We start from the raw sequence: 17,826 nt of genomic DNA, 5'->3' as shown, positions 1-17,826 counted from the left end.
TTATTAAAAATAACCGTTAAATATATACGGCAAAATAAAAAAGGACATCAAAGATGTCCTCATGATTGTGAATAAGACCTATTGCTAGGAATTAAGTAAACGGACTGCGTGCTGCAGAACCATAAATAAAAAAATATTTTATACAGTATAACAAATCAAAGGCGGCATGACAAGAAAAAAGTCAAAAATTCCGCCCGGCGGAAAAATTGAGAGGTTTACATGTAAAATTCCGCCCGGCGGAAAAATCGAGAGATTCACATGTAAAATTCCGCCCGGCGGAATTTTTGAAAAAATAATACAGGCATATAGCAAAACTATACACCTGTATTTTCCTTGACCAATTCGTAATTCGGACGGATATTGATTGAAAGTATATCGTCCAACCCTTTACCAAAGCCCGGATTCCAAAAAGCGACTCCTATATGGAAGTCCTGCAAAGACAGGAATTCTATAATTTTGTCTTCATACATCAGGACAGACTGATTAATATACTTGTCAGAATCATATGCAATAATCAGTATCCGGCAGCCGCGTGATTTTAGGTAATCCAGTACAGTAAAACCGTTTTCAGATTGCTCCAACAATTTGCTAAATGAATTTACCCCGGGGATTGATATCACAGGAATGCGGAGAACGTGGTTGGCATAGATAGCCTTTTTTTCTCCTTCCGTAATATAGCAGACAGTGTAATCATCAAGTGCGGGATTGTCGTACAATCCGATATGGCTTCCTGAACGGCAGCCGTTTATGTATGCGTTTGCCAATGCGCCGGTTGTCGTTTTGGTTTCAAAGTAAGAAGAAAAGTTATTGTACTTGTTCTTTTCCTTTCCAGAGTCATCAACCTGTGGATGATCCAAGCGTATCCTGAGTCTGTATAGGCAGTGGTTGTGATCGTATAGCGGAATTAAAATGCCGGATGTACCTGAAAAAGTCCATTTTCCGTCTTGCTTTTGATAAAAACCAGGCACACCTTTTACGGAACCGAATTCATGGATCAGTTCCAGTGTAATGCGCTCCCTGTCATATGCGTTGTAATGGGAACTGTTGTTTACCGGAAGGGAGCGCAGCATGGAACGCTGTATCAGTTCTATTGGCCAGCCTTCCTTTGCCAGATACCGTACATGCATCCTGTTTAAGTGCAGATGCTTTAAAAAAGAGCGGTATATAAGGTCGAGTTCATGGTTTGGCTTTGCCGGAACTGATAAAGTGTCACCAGCCATGCGGTTTTCGGACTGATCCGAAGGAATCTGCTTCGGACGTTCCTTTCGCGGGCGCCGCTGATTGTATCCGCTGTTCTGAAGCAGCCACTCGTCACGGTCGGCATCATATTGTTCGCGGTCTTTGTAAAGACAGGAACCGTCAGTTGTTTGTTTTATATAGACGTACTCCCTGTTGTTTACTGGACTTATAATGTCTATGCCTGAAAGAATTCTTCGGCAGTAGTAGAGCTGTGTGGACGGACTTGCTTCCTGAATGGAGCACCAGTCGGGTTTTCCGCAGATTGGGCAAGGTTCTCTTTTGGAGACGTTACGAAAATTTGACATTTCATCCTCCTTTCACGATTGCCGACAAGCAGTCGTTGGACAATGCAATTTGCCTGTCCTGATTAGAATCAACCTGTGATTCACGTGCGACATATGTGCGCAGAAAAAGGCACGAACAGGCAAAAGCCTGATAATGCCCCTGGTAAAAAAATAAAATAGCCAATAGTGAAAGTATAATACAATTATTTTATCGTGTGCAATAAATGGTTTTCTTTTAAAATTCCGCCGGGCGGAAAAATTGGTACAATAATTCATGAAAGTGTGCAGATTTTTGAACTATGGGACAAACATATCTTTTTTAGTTGAAAAATTCCGCCCGGCGGAATTTTTGGGGAGAATTTATGATTAGGATATTGATTTTTCCGCCGGGCGGAAAAAATAATTAGAGAAAACTTGATTAATTAAAAAAAATCTAGTATCATAAAAAATGACATGGGGAGAAAAAAGCGACATAGGAGAAAATGATACAGCGCTCAGCAGGAAGGAGACATTATGTCAGAGAAAACTTGGAAAGAAAAAATGGAGGCTCTGCTAAGACAGAAGAAGTGGGATATGAAAGACTGGCATAGGGCATTGGGGCTGAATCAGTGGCAGCTGGAGAACCTGATGGCTATGGATACGACGCAGTTGGATCCGGAAAGCCTTCAGAATATCTATGATGACACAAAGGCAGCAAAATTAGACAAGAAGATGATGAGGTTCGAATCGCCGGTTATAATTGTTGTATGGACACATAAGGGAGGGACGGGAAAATCTACGACAGCAATGAATATGTCATATGAGCTTTCGCGGAGAGGTTATAACGTGCTTGGCATCGACATTGACAGCCAATCGGACATGTCGAGTGTCCTTTATCCCAATTATCTTGAACAGCCCGATGTCAGCTTCTATGAGGCTTTCTCCATGCATGACGACTTTATGGAACCGGGGTATATAAGGCATACCGAGTATGTGAATTTAGATATTATACCGGGTTCGGCTAAGTGTGAAGGACTGGAAGGGCAGCTTGGTGTACTGGATCAAAACATAAGAGGCCGTATATGGGAAAAATGCCTGAGAACCATACGGAAGGACAACTACTATGATTTTATATTTGTAGATATGGATAAAACAGCGGGGCTCATGAACGTTGCAGCGCTGGCAGAGGCTGATTTTGTATTGTCTCCTCTGGAACCTGCTATTTTTGCAGTGAAAGCCGTTCCACCGGTTTTGGCCCAGGTGGAGGAAGTACGCAAGAATAATCCCAAACTGAAAATTTTGGGGTTTCTATACAATAAAGTGGATATGCGTAAAAAGAGATCTTTACCCGAATCCCTTGAGCTGGTGGAGGAGATAGCACCGGGACTTGCCTTCAAGAGTTTTATAAAAAACGATGCCAATATTGACAATTCGCAGCGTGAACATTATCCGCTAGGGGTTTACAATAGAAGCTGTGCAGCAAACAAACAGATGATAGAAGTTGCAGATGAATTGCTGGAGAAGGTTAAGGAAAAATCAGATAAGGTGGTGAAGTAAATGGCTGGCAAAAAAGGCAGTGTAGATAATGCCGCATTCTTAAGGCAGGTATCCGCAAATGCACAATCCGCCACGCAGGATGTTTCAAAGACGATGGAAAAAATAGGCCTGGGTGAGATTGCGGAAAAAGGAAAAAAGAAGATAACTCATGTTGACGTTTATAAAATGGTGGATGCTCCGGAAGAATGGAATAAATATCCGAGATTGAAAGATAACCAGGTAGAGAAATATCTTGAATTAAAGATGTCGATTTATGAAAAAGGTATCGAGGATCCTCCTATTTTGTGGGAAAGATCAGACGGTAAATATATGATACTGGCCGGACATAACAGGCGTGATATCAGCTGTGAAATCATACAGGAATGCCGTGAGGAACCGGGGTTTGAGGAGGAAAAGTATCGCTATCCGGCCTGCATCGTATATGCGGCGGACGAACTGAGTGAGGAACAGGCTAGAGGAATTATAGATGATACAAACCTTTACAGGGACTTTTCAAAACTTCCGCAGAAAGTGAAAATAGAAATTATCAAATCGAGAATGGATGTTTACAAAAGAAGGCGGTACAGCAAAGGCGAAAGGATAGATCAGCTTGCAAAGGAGCTGGGGATCAAGAAAACGGCAATTTATGAAAACCTGTCGATCAGTGAGAACGTCTATGCACCATTACAGGAACTGTACTATGATGGGAAACTGAAGAGAAAAGCGATATTAAAGTTTACATACTTTGATGGAGACACCCAGCAGTGGATATATGACAATTTCAATGATCGGATAACAGAGGCAAAGGTGAATGCACTAAAAAAGAATATGAACCGGGATGCTATCGCAAACGTATTTAATGCGGAAGCACAGGGTATTAAGAAGCTGACTGTAGAGATTCCTGCAGACCGTGTAGAGGAATTCAGGGGAATGCTTGAAGAGTGGTTGATAAAGGTTGGAAAATAGAATAAAAGAAATTAGTAGAATTGGTAAAAGGATACCGGAGTTATGAGACTTCGGCATCCTTTTTTTGTAACGGCATAGGGAACTGTTCGGGCGTTGCAAATGAGCTTATATAGAACTCATCCTTGCTGATTGCGTCAAGATACTTGCTGATTGGGAAACGTGATTTTCTGCCAGTGTATCCTGATTTGCGTATGTAGTAGTTTGTCATGTCCATTAGGTACTCTATGTCATCTTCTTGATACGGATATTCTGTGTATAGAATTTGGCGCAGTACACATAGGGTCTCCGGTTTGCAGTGGTAAAACCCGGACTTATTGAGAATTACACGTTCTAATAGCCTTAAATATTCGGCGTATAGGAATTGGGGAGCTGCCATATAATCACCGCCTTTGTAATACTTTTCTTTGATTAGATTATATAACAAATATTTCAAAAAATCAATATAATGTATTACGCATAAAAATTAAAAAATATTGAAACTACAAGGAAAAATAATGTAATACATAGTAATGTAATACACCTTTTTAAGATATAAATAAAAAAATATTTCAATAAAAAACTATGTAATGTATTACATATTGAAAAAGAGCAAGAATGGTGTATAATAAAAGAAAAAGAGTCTGGGAGGATATAGGCATGTCAGGTACTGAGAAAAAAGCAAAGGCTCCAACGCCGTTTCGCATAGAGCAGGAAACTGCGGATAGGTTTCGGGAGGCAGCGAAGGCGTTTTCAAATCAGGATGCTGCACTGAATGCATTGTTGGCAGCTTTTGAAAGAGAAAAGATACAGGAAGCAAATCCGCAGTTTTCAGAAGATATGAATGTATTTGAGAAATATCAAAGGTGTTTGTCGGCAAAATTTGCCGATGTGTTAAAAGCACTGTCAACGGCGGATGACAGAGCAAGGGTGGATGTGCAGAAACTTCTGGACTCCAAGGATACTATGATCGCCGAGCTGCAGGAAGCCTTAGAGGGTGCCAGGAAGCATAAGCAGACATACGAAGAATTGTATAATGGGGCGGAAAAAGAGAAAAAGGTGATTGAGACCAGCCTGCATAATGAACAAATGGAAACGGAAAGACTAAGACTGGAAATGCAGCAGAAGGCAGATCAGCATGCCTCTATATTGTCTGATAAGGAAAGACTGAATGATATTTTGAGCCAGAATGTATCAGAGCTTCAGGCAAAAATAAGCGAGTATCAGGAATACCCGAAGCAGATGCAGGAGAGAGATGTCCAGATTAAGGAGCTTAATATAAAAGTGCAGGAACTTGAAAGTCGGATAAAAGATTCAGAATATCAGCATAAGGTGGAATTGCTGGATATTGAAAGAAAGCATGAGAAGGAAAAAGCTGATATAAAAGCGCAGTTCGATGAAAAACAGGAGGCTCTTAGGGAAAAATATGAGAAGGAGATAGAGAAATTAAGGCAAAAATTGGAGGAAAGTCAAAAGAAGGGATAGGCAATTTGCCAGTTGTGCACGGTATTCATACTTATATTGTTTTATAGTTTTAATGAGATTGACAAACACACATTATTTTTGTGTAATTTGATGTGTGAAAAGTCAAAGGAGTGATTGCTGTGCAGGCTAAGGATACAATAAATTTATTATTAGAAAATTCCCCAAGCGGAACAATTACTGCAAAACAGGTGACAGAATGTGGGGTGCATCGAAGTGTGTTGCAAGAGCTTGTAGAGGCCGGAGATTTATATCGTTATGGGCGAGGGCTCTATATACGAAGTGATACATGGGAAGATGACTTTTATCTGCTTCAATGTAAATATGGACGAGGGATTTATTCCCATGATACGTCATTGTATTTACTCGGATATTCAGACAGGACGCCAGCGAAATATACAATGACGTTTCCTAAAGGATATAATGCCCCTTCTCTGAAGCAGGAAAGTGTCATAATCAGACGCGTTATACCAGATAATTATTCATTTGGAATTATTGAAATAAAATCACCAAGCGGAAATCCTATCAGGATATATAATCTTGAAAGGACGTTGTGCGATATTGTGCGTGGAAGTGGCAGCGATATTCAAGTTGTAAATGAAGCAATGAAGCGATACGCAGCTTCTAAGGAAAAAAATATTCATAAACTGATGAAGTATGCCGAACAGTTACGGGTGGGACCCAAGATACTGCGTTATATGGAGGTATTGTTGTGATAACTAGAGATCCTATGCAGCTTAAAGAGTTCATTAAGAAAAAGAAGAAAAAGGTGTGTGGAAAATTTGAGTGAACTATTTCTAAAAAATTTATCTTTCCTTTTGTGCTAATTTGGTTTACAATATTAGCATGAAAGGAATATTTATATGAATAAGTTTGAACAAATTGACGAGTTGCTTCGACAAAACAAAGGCATTATCCAGACTTCTCAGGTGACAGAGGCTAATATAAGCAAGCCTGTTTTCTATGCTTATGTACGGGAACATAAGCTTGAACAGGTGGCTCATGGCGTATATATTTCTCCTGATTCATGGGCAGACGCCATGTATCTGCTTCATCTTCGTTGCAGTCAGGCTGTCTTTTCTCATGAGACGGCATTATTTTTTCATGACCTTACCGATCGGGAGCCCGCAGTATATTCCATTACTGTAAAAACTGGTTATAATCCGACTCGGCTCTGCGGAGATGGCTTTAAGGTTTATACGATTAAAAAAGAGCTGCATGGAGTTGGGATAATTGGCGCAGAGACTCCTTTTGGCAATATGGTGCCGATTTATGATATGGAACGGACAATTTGTGATCTTTTGAGGAGTCGGAGTAATATTGAAATGCAGGTATTCCAAAACGCATTAAAGCAATATGTTTTGCGGAAAGATAAGAACTTGCGAAAACTTATGCAGTACGCGGCTTTTTTCCATGTAGAAAAATTGCTTCGGCAATATCTGGAGGTGCTTTTATAATGATAAATTCAGCAAGGCAGTTAAAAGACTTAATTCGTAATCTTTCTAAAAAGAATTCTGCGGATGCCCAGATTTTAATGAGAAACTATATGATGGAGCGCCTTTTGGAACGTATTTCGGTATCTGATTACAAAGACAAATTTATATTAAAGGGCGGCATGTTAGTTGCAGCGATGGTGGGGCTTGATTCACGCTCTACCATGGATCTTGATGCAACGGTAAAGGGTGTCAATATTACTATAGAAGATGTGGAGAAAATTGTAACTTCGATTATATCCGAACAAATAGAAGATGGCGTGGAGTTTCGGATAAAAAGTGTTTCACGGATTATGGATGAGGCAGAATATCCCGGTGTTCGGGTCGGTATGGAAGCTTTCTTTGATGGAGTAAGAACGCCTCTCAAGATTGACATATCTACTGGCGATGTAATTACTCCAAGTGAAATAAGGTATAGTTTCAAACTTATGCTTGAAGATCGATCTATTGAGATATATGCCTACAATCTGGAAACAGTGCTTGCGGAAAAACTTGAAACCATTATCAGCCGTAATGTTGCCAATACGCGTATGAGAGATTTTTATGACATTCATATCCTTCAGCAGATTCACGCTGAAAACATTGACGCGGATGTCTTTCGTGATGCTCTGATTGCCACCTCAAAAAAGCGTGGAACGCAGGAAATGCTCAAGGATGTTTTAGCAATCCTTGATGATGTGGAAAAAGATCCTGTTATGGAACGTCTTTGGATAAATTATCAAAAAAGTTTCACATATGCAAAGAATATTGATTGGGAAACAGTTATTAATTCTGTTCGGGTATTATTCAAATTAGGTGCATGAAATCATAGTGCAATACATCAATAGCATATACAGGATTCGATTACGAGGTTTTTTGTGACAAGTATCGTAACTCATCGACTGGAATTACAGTGCCTGTAAAATGCGGGAAATATTGCCATTGTCGTAATAACGCTTCTCGCTTTCGGAGTTGGAATGTCTCTTTGAATCACTGTATTGTACATTGGGACAAAAATATGTATGTCGTGTACAGATTGTTGAAGTTCAATTATAATTAAAATAAAATAAAACTAGAAGAATGCCGCTTCCAAAGTTTGATGTGTGGAAAGGATATCAGATATATGGAAATACAGATTGTAATAATGAGTGTTATTACATATTTATTATTATTCAACAGCTGTTTGACTTTTCGTTTAAATATTTTTCAAAACATTGTTATTACTGTTGCTCTTGCTGTCAATATAGTATTTATTGGCAATATAATTGGCAGTCTATTTGTTATACCAATGTTTTTAATATTGATTTTGTATATAGTGTGGTTAAAAAAAGAGGATTGGCTAGTAAATGTATTTCTAATAGTATTTTCGTATACTTTATTAGTAATTGTAGATAATTTGACTCATTTTGTTTGGAATATAATAGGATTGAATGTTAGTAAACATTGGCCAATTTATATGATTGTGGATTATCCAATTTTTATTGTGGTATGCCGATTAATGTCGAGAAAAATAGTAAAATTGAAAAAAAAGGAAGAATTGATATTATCCCCAAAGATTTTAGCAATTTTGGGAATGGATTTGACATTATGTATGATTATTTTTGTTATGCATATAACTGTGGCTGAGCAGGTGGGATCATCATCATCGGTTCTTTTTAGTAGCATAATATTATATATAGGGTATTTTTTATTAACATTTTCAATGGTGACAACAATTGTTAAAGAGTATGATACTAATGCTAAAATAATATTGAAACAAAATTCATATGATAATCTTCAGGAATATATGTCTCAGATTGAGGAGCTTTATCAAAATCTCAGGGTTTTTAAGCATGACTATGCAAATATTATGGTGAGTATGGCGGGTTATATTGAGGGTAATGATATGGAAGGCTTAAAAAGGTATTATGATAAGCAGATATTTCCAATCAGTAATCAGCTTATAAAAGCAAATGATGCCATAGCAATATTACATAATTTGGATATTGTAGAACTGAAAAGCCTAATTTTCGTTAAAATAAATCACGCTTTAGAACTCAATATAGAAGTAAGTCTTGAAATAACTGAAAAAATTGAGGAGATCAATATGAAGGGTGTTGATTTGGTAAGAATCATAGGTATTTTATTGGATAATGCAATAGAAGCCTGTCAAGAATGTGAGAACCCTAGTATTGGTTTTAGCATAATGAAAATAAATAGAGATATAACATTTATTATAAAAAATACATATATTAAGCATGATATTGACTACAGCAAGCTAGGAAGTATAGGTATCAGTTCTAAAGGGGAACGTAGAGGAGCGGGTTTGTACAATATTAAAACTATTACTAATGATTACGATAATGTGATTATGGACACAGAATATGAAGCAGGGTACTTTACTCAATTATTGGAAATTTATGCTTGATAGTAGGAATTAGTAAAATTGCAACAATGGACATTGAGTAAACAATTGCTCCACGCAGTATAGAATTTGATAAAATAGAGATTATGGATAATAAAATAGCAACTATTTTTAAGCGTTTATGTTGCTTAACACTATATTCTAGAGAGTAAGGATTATTGTGTGTACCCTTTGGTATATAAGAAAAAAATACGATATTTACTAAAATACATATAGTAATACATATAGATTGACTTATGTGTATGGACTGTATAAATTTGCCACCGCCAATCATGACTAGAGAGGTAGTTATTATGCATTTTTCAACGCTGTTACAATGATATCCTCCGGCAATGATACGCAATATTCCAAAAAAAGTAAATATCAGAAGAGTTTCAATAAAATTGTCTGTAATTAACGATATAAGCAAAATAGATGCAGTAATAACAACATTATATAAAATATTTTGAAGTCCAAAAAACATTTGCAGTAGTTCTATTTCTGAACACTGATTGTCTTTATCAAGTATATTGATTATTTTTTTTGCAACATAACTGATTAAATTTTTCATATAATAACCGCCTTTTATTTTTTAATATTAATTATAATGAATTGATTTAGAAAGTAGTGTTTTATTTCTTAAACGTAAGGAAAAAATAGCTTAAGCGTAATGGAGGATATCGAATATGATAGATGTATATATATGTGAAGATATTAAGGAGCAGAGAGATATTATAGCTCATTATGTTAAGGCAGCTATATTGATTCAGGAATATGATATGAAATTACGTATAAGCACAGATAATCCGGAGGAATTGATAGAGCAATTAAAAAAATCGGAAAATACTGGTCTTTATTTTCTTGATATAGATCTAAAAGCAAGTAAGAATGGATTAATGCTTGCTAAAGAAATAAGAGAATATGATCCGAGAGGATTTATAGTGTTTATAACATCTCATTCAGAAATGTCCTTTATAACATTTCAATATAAAGTAGAAGCTTTAGACTTTATTTTAAAAGATGACCCACATCAACTGCAGCATCGAATATGTGAATGCATAGAAAATGTAAATAGAAAATATATGAAAATTTCGAGAGGCGGAGGAAAAACTATTACTATTACAAGGGGCGGAAGAAAATTAACATTGGCTTACGATGATATTATGTTCTTTGAAACATCTGTTAATGAGCATAAATTAGTTGTACATACAAAAAATAAGTCAATGGAATTTTTTGGCAAAATGAAAGATATTGAAGATGAAGTTGGAACAGATTTTATTCGTTGTCATAGAGCTTATTTGGTGAACAAGAATAATGTAAAAGAAGTTTTATATGCTGATAAAGTTATTATTATGAAAAATGAGGCAGAATGTCCTATTTCTCATAGAATGTTCGGACATGTAAGAAGCCAAATATAAATATCCATTTCTGTATTTATTCTTTCAGGATTCACTTCTCTACATCCCAGTGAGATGGAATTTTTACATGGTTTTTAAGTATAATGTCATAATAAGAAAGACAATTCGCTAGATATGTTTTCTGCGGGTTGTTTTTTATTGTAAAAGTATACGCATAAGACGAGAATAAAACGTTTAAGCTATTTTTTATTACTTAAACGTTATTTAAGAAACAGCTAAAATACGTTAACTATGTAAAGAAGTTCTTTTAAGAAAAAAGCGTATGATCTGTTGTAATGCATGATAAAGTAGCATTATCAAATAAATCATTTGAAAAGGAGATTCAACAATGAAAGGTTTAAGGAAAAAAAGTATTGATATGCTATGTGGCTTTGGAAAGTTTGGTCTGGGTAAATCTATTACATTAGGAATGTATGATTTTGAAGTACCGGCCAAATTGATGTCTGGTGGAAGCCAAGATGATAACAGCGTTGACAAAAAGAATAACAAAAACAGATAGATGCAAGCTTCTATAGTGTTTAATAAATCTAAAAAACTGTAAAGGAGAGAAAAATGAGTAAAGATGCATTCATTGTTAAATGTGAAAAAGAAGATTATGATGTTTTATATTTACCGTCATCATTTCAGATTGCAAAAATTGAAAAAGGATCAGATGTTGAAAAAATGCAGATTCCTGAATGTGAATTGATGGAGAAGGAAGAGAGAAAGCTGCGATTAGGCGAGGGAAAAGTTGGGATTACCTTTATGTCAGCCAGAACTTGCAATTTAAGATGTAAATATTGTTATGCCGGTGAAGGCGAATATGGCAATGTTTCAGATAAGCCCAAAATTTTATCTGCGGATATGTACATGAAAGCAGTAAAAATGGTTTTAAGAGAATATTCGGAAGGAATAAAAAGCATTTCATTTTTTGGGGGAGAACCATTAATTGGTTTTAAAGAAATTTCTCTTTTTGTGCCGGAATTAATCAGCTATTTTGAGCAAAACAAATTGGAAATACCAAAGCTTTCTATTATTACTAATTTGGTAATGCTCACTGATGATATGGCAGAGTTTTTTAAGAAATATAATATTAGGGTCGCGATCAGCCTTGATGGGGGAAAGAAACTGAATGATCTTTCTCGAATCGGATATACATCAGATAGTGTTTATGATCAAGTTATGAAAGGCATCGAATGCTTGCAGCGGCATAATTTAAAATTTGTTTTACAGGCCACCATTAATCGAAATCATTTAAAGCAATATAAACCAGGATATGCGATAGAGTGGGCGAAAAGCATTGAAGCTACAGGGTGTTCTAATTATTTAGCAATACCTGTGGAGAGTGACGCTGAGGATTTGTCTGTAGCGCAGGAGTTGGAAACATTAGATGCGTTTATTAGGGAATTGGCGGAATTTTATTTAGAGAGATTGATAAGCAGTGAGCCTGGAATTATACCTACGGGTCTTGTAGCACCGATATTTCAGATTGTGCATAAAAAGATTGTAGGGAATTGTACATCTGGTCATTCTTTGTTAATCGATACGGATGGTAAAGCTTATCCTTGCCAAATGTTTTGTAATAGTGCAAAGGCTTGTATAGGTGACTCTGAAAATGGTCTGCGTGGGGAGATTATAAAGGATTATGCTAATGTTTCCCGGTTTAATAGTAGTACCTGTCAGGAATGTATTGCAAGAAACATATGCGTGGTATTTTGTAAAGGGATCCAATTGTTATCAAATGGGAATATGTATGAAATTTGCCCTCCGCGATGTGTATATCAGAAAGCCATTATGGAGGAATGTATTAAGTTTTTGGCAAAACTCGACAAAAAAAGTATTAGTTATACAAATCTCTTGAAAAATTACAAAAATTTATCAGAAAGGCTGATGGAAGATGGATTCGTTATTTAGTGGATATATTCCTCCAATTATTGATGACATATGTGTATCAAAGGATGAATTTGGAGGTAAAGTGAAATATTTTATGTCCAGCGATAAAAAATCACAATATTTTAAGCTTAATGCAGCTCAATATAACTTCTTTGCTGAATTTATACCATATGCTTTGAAAGAGAGAGATTCTTTGAAATTAGATCAAAAGTGCAGAGAAATATCTGAGGGGAAAATTTCTTTGAATGTCATTTGTCAAATGTTGCAGAGATATAATCTGTTTGATGATGATAAGGGTATAAAAACTAAAGTTACCATTGATTTGAATAGCAAGAAGTTTCTAGAGATCCCGTTAGAAAAATTGAATAGGAAGCGGAATGTATGGAAAGCGTGTTTTAATGTTGTTTGCATTATTTCAGTGTTAATTATAATGATGTCACTTGCGGGGTTAATTTTGTATCGTGAACATATCATTAATGAGCTGAGTAATATGAAGTTTTCTATAGAAAACGTAGACTTGAAATCATTGATTGCGATTGCTTTTATATCCGCATTGGCTATTGTTTTACATGAAAGCGGTCATCTGCTGATGGCTCAAAAGCTCGGAATAGAATGGAAGAGCATAAATGTTTCGTTTATTTGGGGAATAAGTCCTATATTTTATGTGCGGTACAAAAATTTTTGTATTCATAAAAGTAAGGAAAAAATAAAAGTTCTTTTAATGGGTACTTTTATGAACTTTATACAGGTTTTGATGTATCTTATTCTCTGTTTGTCATCGGATTCATGGGTATTTATGATAGGCGCACTAGTTAATATTGGATGTATAATAAGTTGCATTTTGCCAATAGGAACAAGTGATGGATATCAGGTTTTGGCAATTATGCTCGGCATAGAAGGCGCACGGTGGAAAGCTTTGACTATGATAGGACAAGTTATTAAGAATCCTAAGAAAATGAATACAATAGTAAATAAGCGTGAGGACATGTTTTTAATATCATATATATTGCTGGCATATATAATAAGTATTTGGGGCTGTGTAGGATTGTTGAAGTCGATACTTCACTTTTTCAACCTGTTAAATGTTTCGAGTATACATATATTTATATTAGTTATATTCTTTTTTGGGTTTATTACAGTTTTGAACATGGCTAAGTTTATTAAAAATGTCGCCAGCATCAAATAAAATTATTATATTTTTAAATATAGTAAATATAAGAAAGGGAGGAACCTGAGATGAAAACAGAATTTCTTGAAAGGTTTGAAGAGTTGGAATCTTTAGAAGAAGTAGTTACGCCTGTATTTGGTATCGTTGCATGTTGCGAGATATAAGGTGTCAATGATCAAACGGAAAGGAGGAAAAAGAGATGCGCGTAGAGTTCATAGAAGGATTTGAAGAGCTTGAAGAGCTGGAAGAGGTAACAACACCGGCATTCGGTATCATTGCATGCTGCCATTAGGCAGAAAGTCCTAAGGTGTCAATAATCAAATGAAAAGGAGGAAAAAGAGATGCGTGTAGAGTTCGTAGAAGGATTTGAAGAGCTTGAAGAGCTGGAAGAGGTAACAACACCGGCATTCGGTATCATTGCATGCTGCCATTAGGCAGAAAGCCCTAAGGTGTCAATAATCAAATGAAAAGGAGGAAAAAGAGATGCGTGTAGAGTTCGTAGAAGAATTTGAAGAGCTTGAAGAGCTGGAAGAAGTGACAACACCGGCATTCGGTATCATTGCATGCTGCTGGTAAGGCAATGGAAACATAGTAGTCAGCAATCAAACAGAGAGGAGGAAACCAAGATGCGTGTAGAGTTCGTAGAGGGATTTGAAGAGCTTGAAGAGCTGGAAGAAGTGATAACACCGGCATTCGGTATCATTGCATGCTGCCATTAGGCAGAAAGCCCTAAGGTGTCAATAATCAAATGAAAAGGAGGAAAAAGAGATGCGTGTAGAGTTCGTAGAGGGATTTGAAGAGCTTGAAGAGCTGGAAGAAGTGACAACACCGGCATTCGGTATCATTGCATGCTGCTGGTAAGGCAATGGAAACATAGTAGTCAGCAATCAAACAGAGAGGAGGAAACCAAGATGCGTGTAGAGTTCGTAGAGGGATTTGAAGAGCTTGAAGAGCTGGAGGAAGTGACAACACCAGCATTCGGTATCATTGCATGCTGCCTGTAGGCAGAAAACCTTAAGGCGTCAATAATCAAAAGAAGGAGGAAAAAGAGATGCGTGTAGAGTTCGTAGAGGGATTTGAAGAGCTTGAAGAGCTGGAGGAAGTGACAACACCGGCATTCGGTATCATTGCATGCTGCTGGTAAGGCAGTGGAAACATAAGTAGTCAACAATCAAACAGAGAGGAGGAAACCAAGATGCGTGTAGAGTTCGTAGAGGGATTTGAAGAGCTTGAAGAGCTGGAGGAAGTGACAACGCCGGCATTCGGTATCATTGCATGTTGCTGGTAATATAAGTTAAGAGGTGCGCATGCTGGACATAGATAGCGCACCTCTTGAAAAAGGAAAAGTATTGGTTAATGTTGTATAATAATTATTTTATTATTGTGAAATATTGGTAAATTAGTTTCAGGATGCAGGAGGTTTACAATATGTCATATATTTTGCAGACTATAAATTTGGAAAAAAATATTAAAGGGAGAAGTATTATTTCGAATCTTAATATTCATGTTAATAAAGGAGAGATATACGGCTTTTTGGGACCCAATGGCGCGGGAAAAACATCTGTAATGAAGATGATAATGAATTTTTGGAAGCCGACAGGGGGGACAATTGAAGTATTTGGAGAAAAATTGACATCAACATCCTATGAAGTTTTAAAAAGAATAGGGAGTATCATAGAGTTTCCGGTGTTTTATGAACACCTTAGCGGAGAAAGTAATTTGAAACTGCATTGCGAGTATATCGGATATGATAACCAACGGGGAATAGAGAATGCTCTTGATTTACTGGGATTGAAAGATGCATCTAAAAAACCGGTGAAGCAGTATTCGTTGGGAATGAAACAAAGATTAGGAATTGCAAGAGCTGTATTAACTAAGCCGGAACTTTTGATTCTTGATGAGCCGACAAACGGATTGGATCCTATAGGGATGAAGCAAATGAGAGACCTGTTTCGTATGCTTAAGGAAGAATTAGGAGTAACAATAATGATTTCAACACATATTCTTTCCGAAATAGAAGATATTGCAGACACAGTTGGAATTATTAATCATGGGCAGATGATAAGAGAAATATCAACAAAAGAAATCTCTCAAATGCGTTCGCCTTATATTGAAGTAGAAGTGCAGGATGTAAGAAAGGCGATGCAGACATTAGGAGGTTTTCTTTTAAATGATGATTATAAAATAGTTGGTGAAAACATGCTTCGCATTTATAGTGAAAATATCACACCTCAAGAGATAACCAAAGCGTTGCTTCTTGAAGGAAATGAAATCATTTCTATTGGCAAAAAGGCAGAACATCTGGAAGATTATTTCATGCATTTAATGGGAGAAGGTGAAAAAAATGATTAAAATGATTAAATTGGAATGGAAGAAGAATCATATCGGAAAATATATGCGCAATGCTTGTATTATGACGGGGATTTTACTTATATTGCTTTTATTCATGGTTGGAGAAATGAAAATGGAGGACTCGGCGGAACTGTATAATAAAAGTATTCTCTGCGTAAGTATAGAATTGTTTGCTAATATGTCTTATATTGTGTTTGCAAGTACAATGTTAGCATCGTTTATTGTTAGCGGCTATAAGAACAAAACAATCTACTTGATGTTTTCATATCCAATAAAAAGACAAAAAATACTATTGGCTCAAATGCTGTCAGTTTGGACTTTTAATATAGCTGCATTAATTATAACTAAACTTCTGGCATATGGGATTTTTAGTTTTGTAAGTCGGTTTATCGATGTAGATATGAGGGGAGTCAATTTTAGCGAGTTTTCATTCTATTCTCAAATTATCATAAGTTCCATAATGATGATTAGTATCTGTTTTATTGCTTTATTAGTTGGTGTCAAAATGAAGTCTTCAAAAGCAACTATAGTTAGCTCGGTTATCCTAGTATGTCTAACTCAAGGAAACATAGGGGCGTATACGTTGGTAGATAACCTTGCATTCTATATCATATTGTTTATTTTATCCATTATTTCAGTTTTTCTTACAATTTATAATATTGAAAAGGTAGATATATAGGCGGATCATAAAGTAAGTGGCAATAGATATATGAATGTGTTGCCACTTACTTTTGATTAAAAAGAAATAGAATGCCGTATTGCTGTCAAATGTCCGTCCTCTTCTAGTTCGCACGAATATATTGAATCAAGAGGCGGGGAGGATACCAGCAGGCTGTCCGGACAAAAATATACGGGAAAGCTTTCTAATAGTGGCACGTTCTGTATGTGAGAGTATAACGTCAACGCCATTGACAGGTTTTCTGTCAGGTAGATAACGAATGGCGCAAGGTATTCATCAGAGTGCCTTTGGAGCCAGATGTGCAGCATTTTAAGCCGGGTAAGGTTGTTTTTTATCCAGTTTCCATACTCCCTGCAGGAGAACATAAAAAGCCAGATATGCTCTTTCTCCTTGAAAACGGGATGTGTTGCACTACAGCAAAGGGCAGCATCAATGGTAAAAGGAGTAGAGCCGATTTTTGTGCTTTTTAAGTATTGCAATGAGGCGATATGGGTGCTGTAATGCTGCTGGAACCGTATCAGGAACTGGTTTAACGATGCAAGCTCCAGCTTGCGGACAGTGGAAATGGATGCAGTAGCTGCCTGATGGCAGTCCGGGGTGATGGAGGCCATATATGTATGCGCTGCCTGGGATAAACAGTACAGACGGAGCGGAGAGGCAGTAGCCAATACTCCGTCTGTTTGCTTCGCGGTGTCTGTAAAGGCATATCGAAGAATAATTCCGGCTTTTTTCAGTTTATTCAGGTTGCTTAGGTAGGATGGTTTCTGATAGCCCTGATGGAGCGTGTGGTTAAGCAGGAATGTTATATTATTGCTGTTTGTGTATGGATACTGTGCCAAAATCTTCATTATTTCAATATCGATAAGATTGATAATCCGCTTTTGCAGTAAAAGTTCAATCTCAGAGTGGCTGCAGTTTTTATTGCTGTTTTCGAGCAAAAGTTCCCACCCGGGGTTCATATGGAAAGGGGTTTTTGCAGTAAAAGGTTCCGTTTCTGCTATTTCTTTATAGTTCATAAGT

General features: G+C 36.7%; 16 protein-coding genes. 13 read left to right on the top strand and 3 right to left on the bottom strand.

Annotated elements, in window-relative coordinates:
• Window positions 1–314 precede the first annotated feature (314 nt).
• Window positions 315–1,544, bottom strand: a complete 1,230-nt coding sequence (locus VSQ61_RS13665; protein WP_303661553.1) for a DUF3854 domain-containing protein — start codon at window positions 1,542–1,544, stop codon at window positions 315–317.
• Window positions 1,545–2,036: 492 nt separating this feature from the next.
• Between VSQ61_RS13665 and VSQ61_RS13660 the strand changes: the two genes are divergently transcribed.
• The 7 genes from VSQ61_RS13660 to VSQ61_RS13630 all read left to right on the top strand — a co-directional run bounded on the left by VSQ61_RS13660 (window position 2,037) and on the right by VSQ61_RS13630 (window position 9,341).
• On the top strand, window positions 2,037–3,059 hold the full coding sequence (locus tag VSQ61_RS13660) for a ParA family protein (RefSeq protein WP_303661552.1): 1,023 nt from the start codon (window positions 2,037–2,039) through the stop codon (window positions 3,057–3,059).
• Window positions 3,060–4,004 (top strand): ParB/RepB/Spo0J family partition protein, encoded by a 945-nt coding sequence (locus VSQ61_RS13655; RefSeq protein WP_303661551.1) that lies wholly within the window; start codon window positions 3,060–3,062, stop codon window positions 4,002–4,004.
• A gap of 636 nt (window positions 4,005–4,640) precedes the next feature.
• Window positions 4,641–5,465, top strand: a complete 825-nt coding sequence (locus VSQ61_RS13650; RefSeq protein ID WP_334344968.1) for an AAA family ATPase — start codon at window positions 4,641–4,643, stop codon at window positions 5,463–5,465.
• A 119-nt stretch (window positions 5,466–5,584) separates the two neighbouring features.
• Window positions 5,585–6,178: a type IV toxin-antitoxin system AbiEi family antitoxin domain-containing protein gene (locus VSQ61_RS13645; RefSeq protein ID WP_334344967.1), complete on the top strand. Its 594-nt coding sequence runs from the start codon at window positions 5,585–5,587 to the stop codon at window positions 6,176–6,178.
• Window positions 6,179–6,325: 147 nt separating this feature from the next.
• On the top strand, window positions 6,326–6,919 hold the full coding sequence (locus VSQ61_RS13640) for a type IV toxin-antitoxin system AbiEi family antitoxin domain-containing protein (RefSeq protein WP_303661547.1): 594 nt from the start codon (window positions 6,326–6,328) through the stop codon (window positions 6,917–6,919).
• Complete coding sequence (locus tag VSQ61_RS13635) at window positions 6,919–7,758, top strand: nucleotidyl transferase AbiEii/AbiGii toxin family protein (protein ID WP_303661546.1); 840 nt, start codon at window positions 6,919–6,921, stop codon at window positions 7,756–7,758. The genes VSQ61_RS13640 and VSQ61_RS13635 overlap by 1 nt, the downstream gene beginning before the upstream one ends.
• A 299-nt stretch (window positions 7,759–8,057) precedes the next feature.
• The gene (locus VSQ61_RS13630) at window positions 8,058–9,341 is read left to right on the top strand and encodes a sensor histidine kinase (RefSeq protein WP_303661545.1); all 1,284 of its coding nucleotides are present in this window, start codon (window positions 8,058–8,060) and stop codon (window positions 9,339–9,341) included.
• Here the strand turns inward: VSQ61_RS13630 and VSQ61_RS13625 are convergent.
• The gene (locus VSQ61_RS13625; RefSeq protein WP_303661544.1) at window positions 9,313–9,888 is read right to left on the bottom strand and encodes an accessory gene regulator B family protein; all 576 of its coding nucleotides are present in this window, start codon (window positions 9,886–9,888) and stop codon (window positions 9,313–9,315) included. The two genes, VSQ61_RS13630 and VSQ61_RS13625, sit on opposite strands and share 29 nt — an antisense overlap.
• Window positions 9,889–10,003: 115 nt before the next feature.
• On the opposite strand from VSQ61_RS13625, the gene VSQ61_RS13620 reads away from it, so the two are divergent.
• The 6 genes from VSQ61_RS13620 (at window position 10,004) to VSQ61_RS13595 (ending at window position 16,806) form a co-directional block, all read left to right on the top strand.
• Window positions 10,004–10,735 carry a LytR/AlgR family response regulator transcription factor gene (locus VSQ61_RS13620; protein WP_303661543.1) on the top strand — a complete coding sequence of 244 codons (732 nt, stop codon included), beginning with the start codon at window positions 10,004–10,006 and terminating at the stop codon, window positions 10,733–10,735.
• A 328-nt stretch (window positions 10,736–11,063) separates the two neighbouring features.
• Complete coding sequence (locus VSQ61_RS13615) at window positions 11,064–11,234, top strand: hypothetical protein (RefSeq protein WP_334344966.1); 171 nt, start codon at window positions 11,064–11,066, stop codon at window positions 11,232–11,234.
• 53 nt (window positions 11,235–11,287) lie between these two features.
• Window positions 11,288–12,628 (top strand): radical SAM protein, encoded by a 1,341-nt coding sequence (locus VSQ61_RS13610; protein ID WP_334344965.1) that lies wholly within the window; start codon window positions 11,288–11,290, stop codon window positions 12,626–12,628.
• Window positions 12,612–13,793 (top strand): zinc metalloprotease, encoded by a 1,182-nt coding sequence (locus tag VSQ61_RS13605; protein ID WP_334344964.1) that lies wholly within the window; start codon window positions 12,612–12,614, stop codon window positions 13,791–13,793. The genes VSQ61_RS13610 and VSQ61_RS13605 overlap by 17 nt, the downstream gene beginning before the upstream one ends.
• Before the next feature lie 1,410 nt (window positions 13,794–15,203).
• On the top strand, window positions 15,204–16,127 hold the full coding sequence (locus VSQ61_RS13600; RefSeq protein WP_334344963.1) for an ATP-binding cassette domain-containing protein: 924 nt from the start codon (window positions 15,204–15,206) through the stop codon (window positions 16,125–16,127).
• A complete protein-coding gene (locus tag VSQ61_RS13595) occupies window positions 16,120–16,806 on the top strand; it encodes an ABC transporter permease (protein WP_334344962.1) in 687 nt (228 codons plus the stop codon). The genes VSQ61_RS13600 and VSQ61_RS13595 overlap by 8 nt, the downstream gene beginning before the upstream one ends.
• A 56-nt stretch (window positions 16,807–16,862) precedes the next feature.
• Here VSQ61_RS13595 and VSQ61_RS13590 read toward each other — a convergent pair whose 3' ends face one another.
• A complete protein-coding gene (locus VSQ61_RS13590) occupies window positions 16,863–17,822 on the bottom strand; it encodes a hypothetical protein (RefSeq protein ID WP_303661734.1) in 960 nt (319 codons plus the stop codon).
• Between the last annotated feature and the right edge of the window lie 4 nt (window positions 17,823–17,826).

Origin of the sequence: Candidatus Merdisoma sp. JLR.KK006 (assembly GCF_036941035.1) — a bacterium.
Taxonomy (GTDB): domain Bacteria; phylum Bacillota; class Clostridia; order Lachnospirales; family Lachnospiraceae; genus Laedolimicola.
Note: the sequence above shows the minus strand (reverse complement) of the source record. Positions and strands in the feature narration are given on the sequence as shown.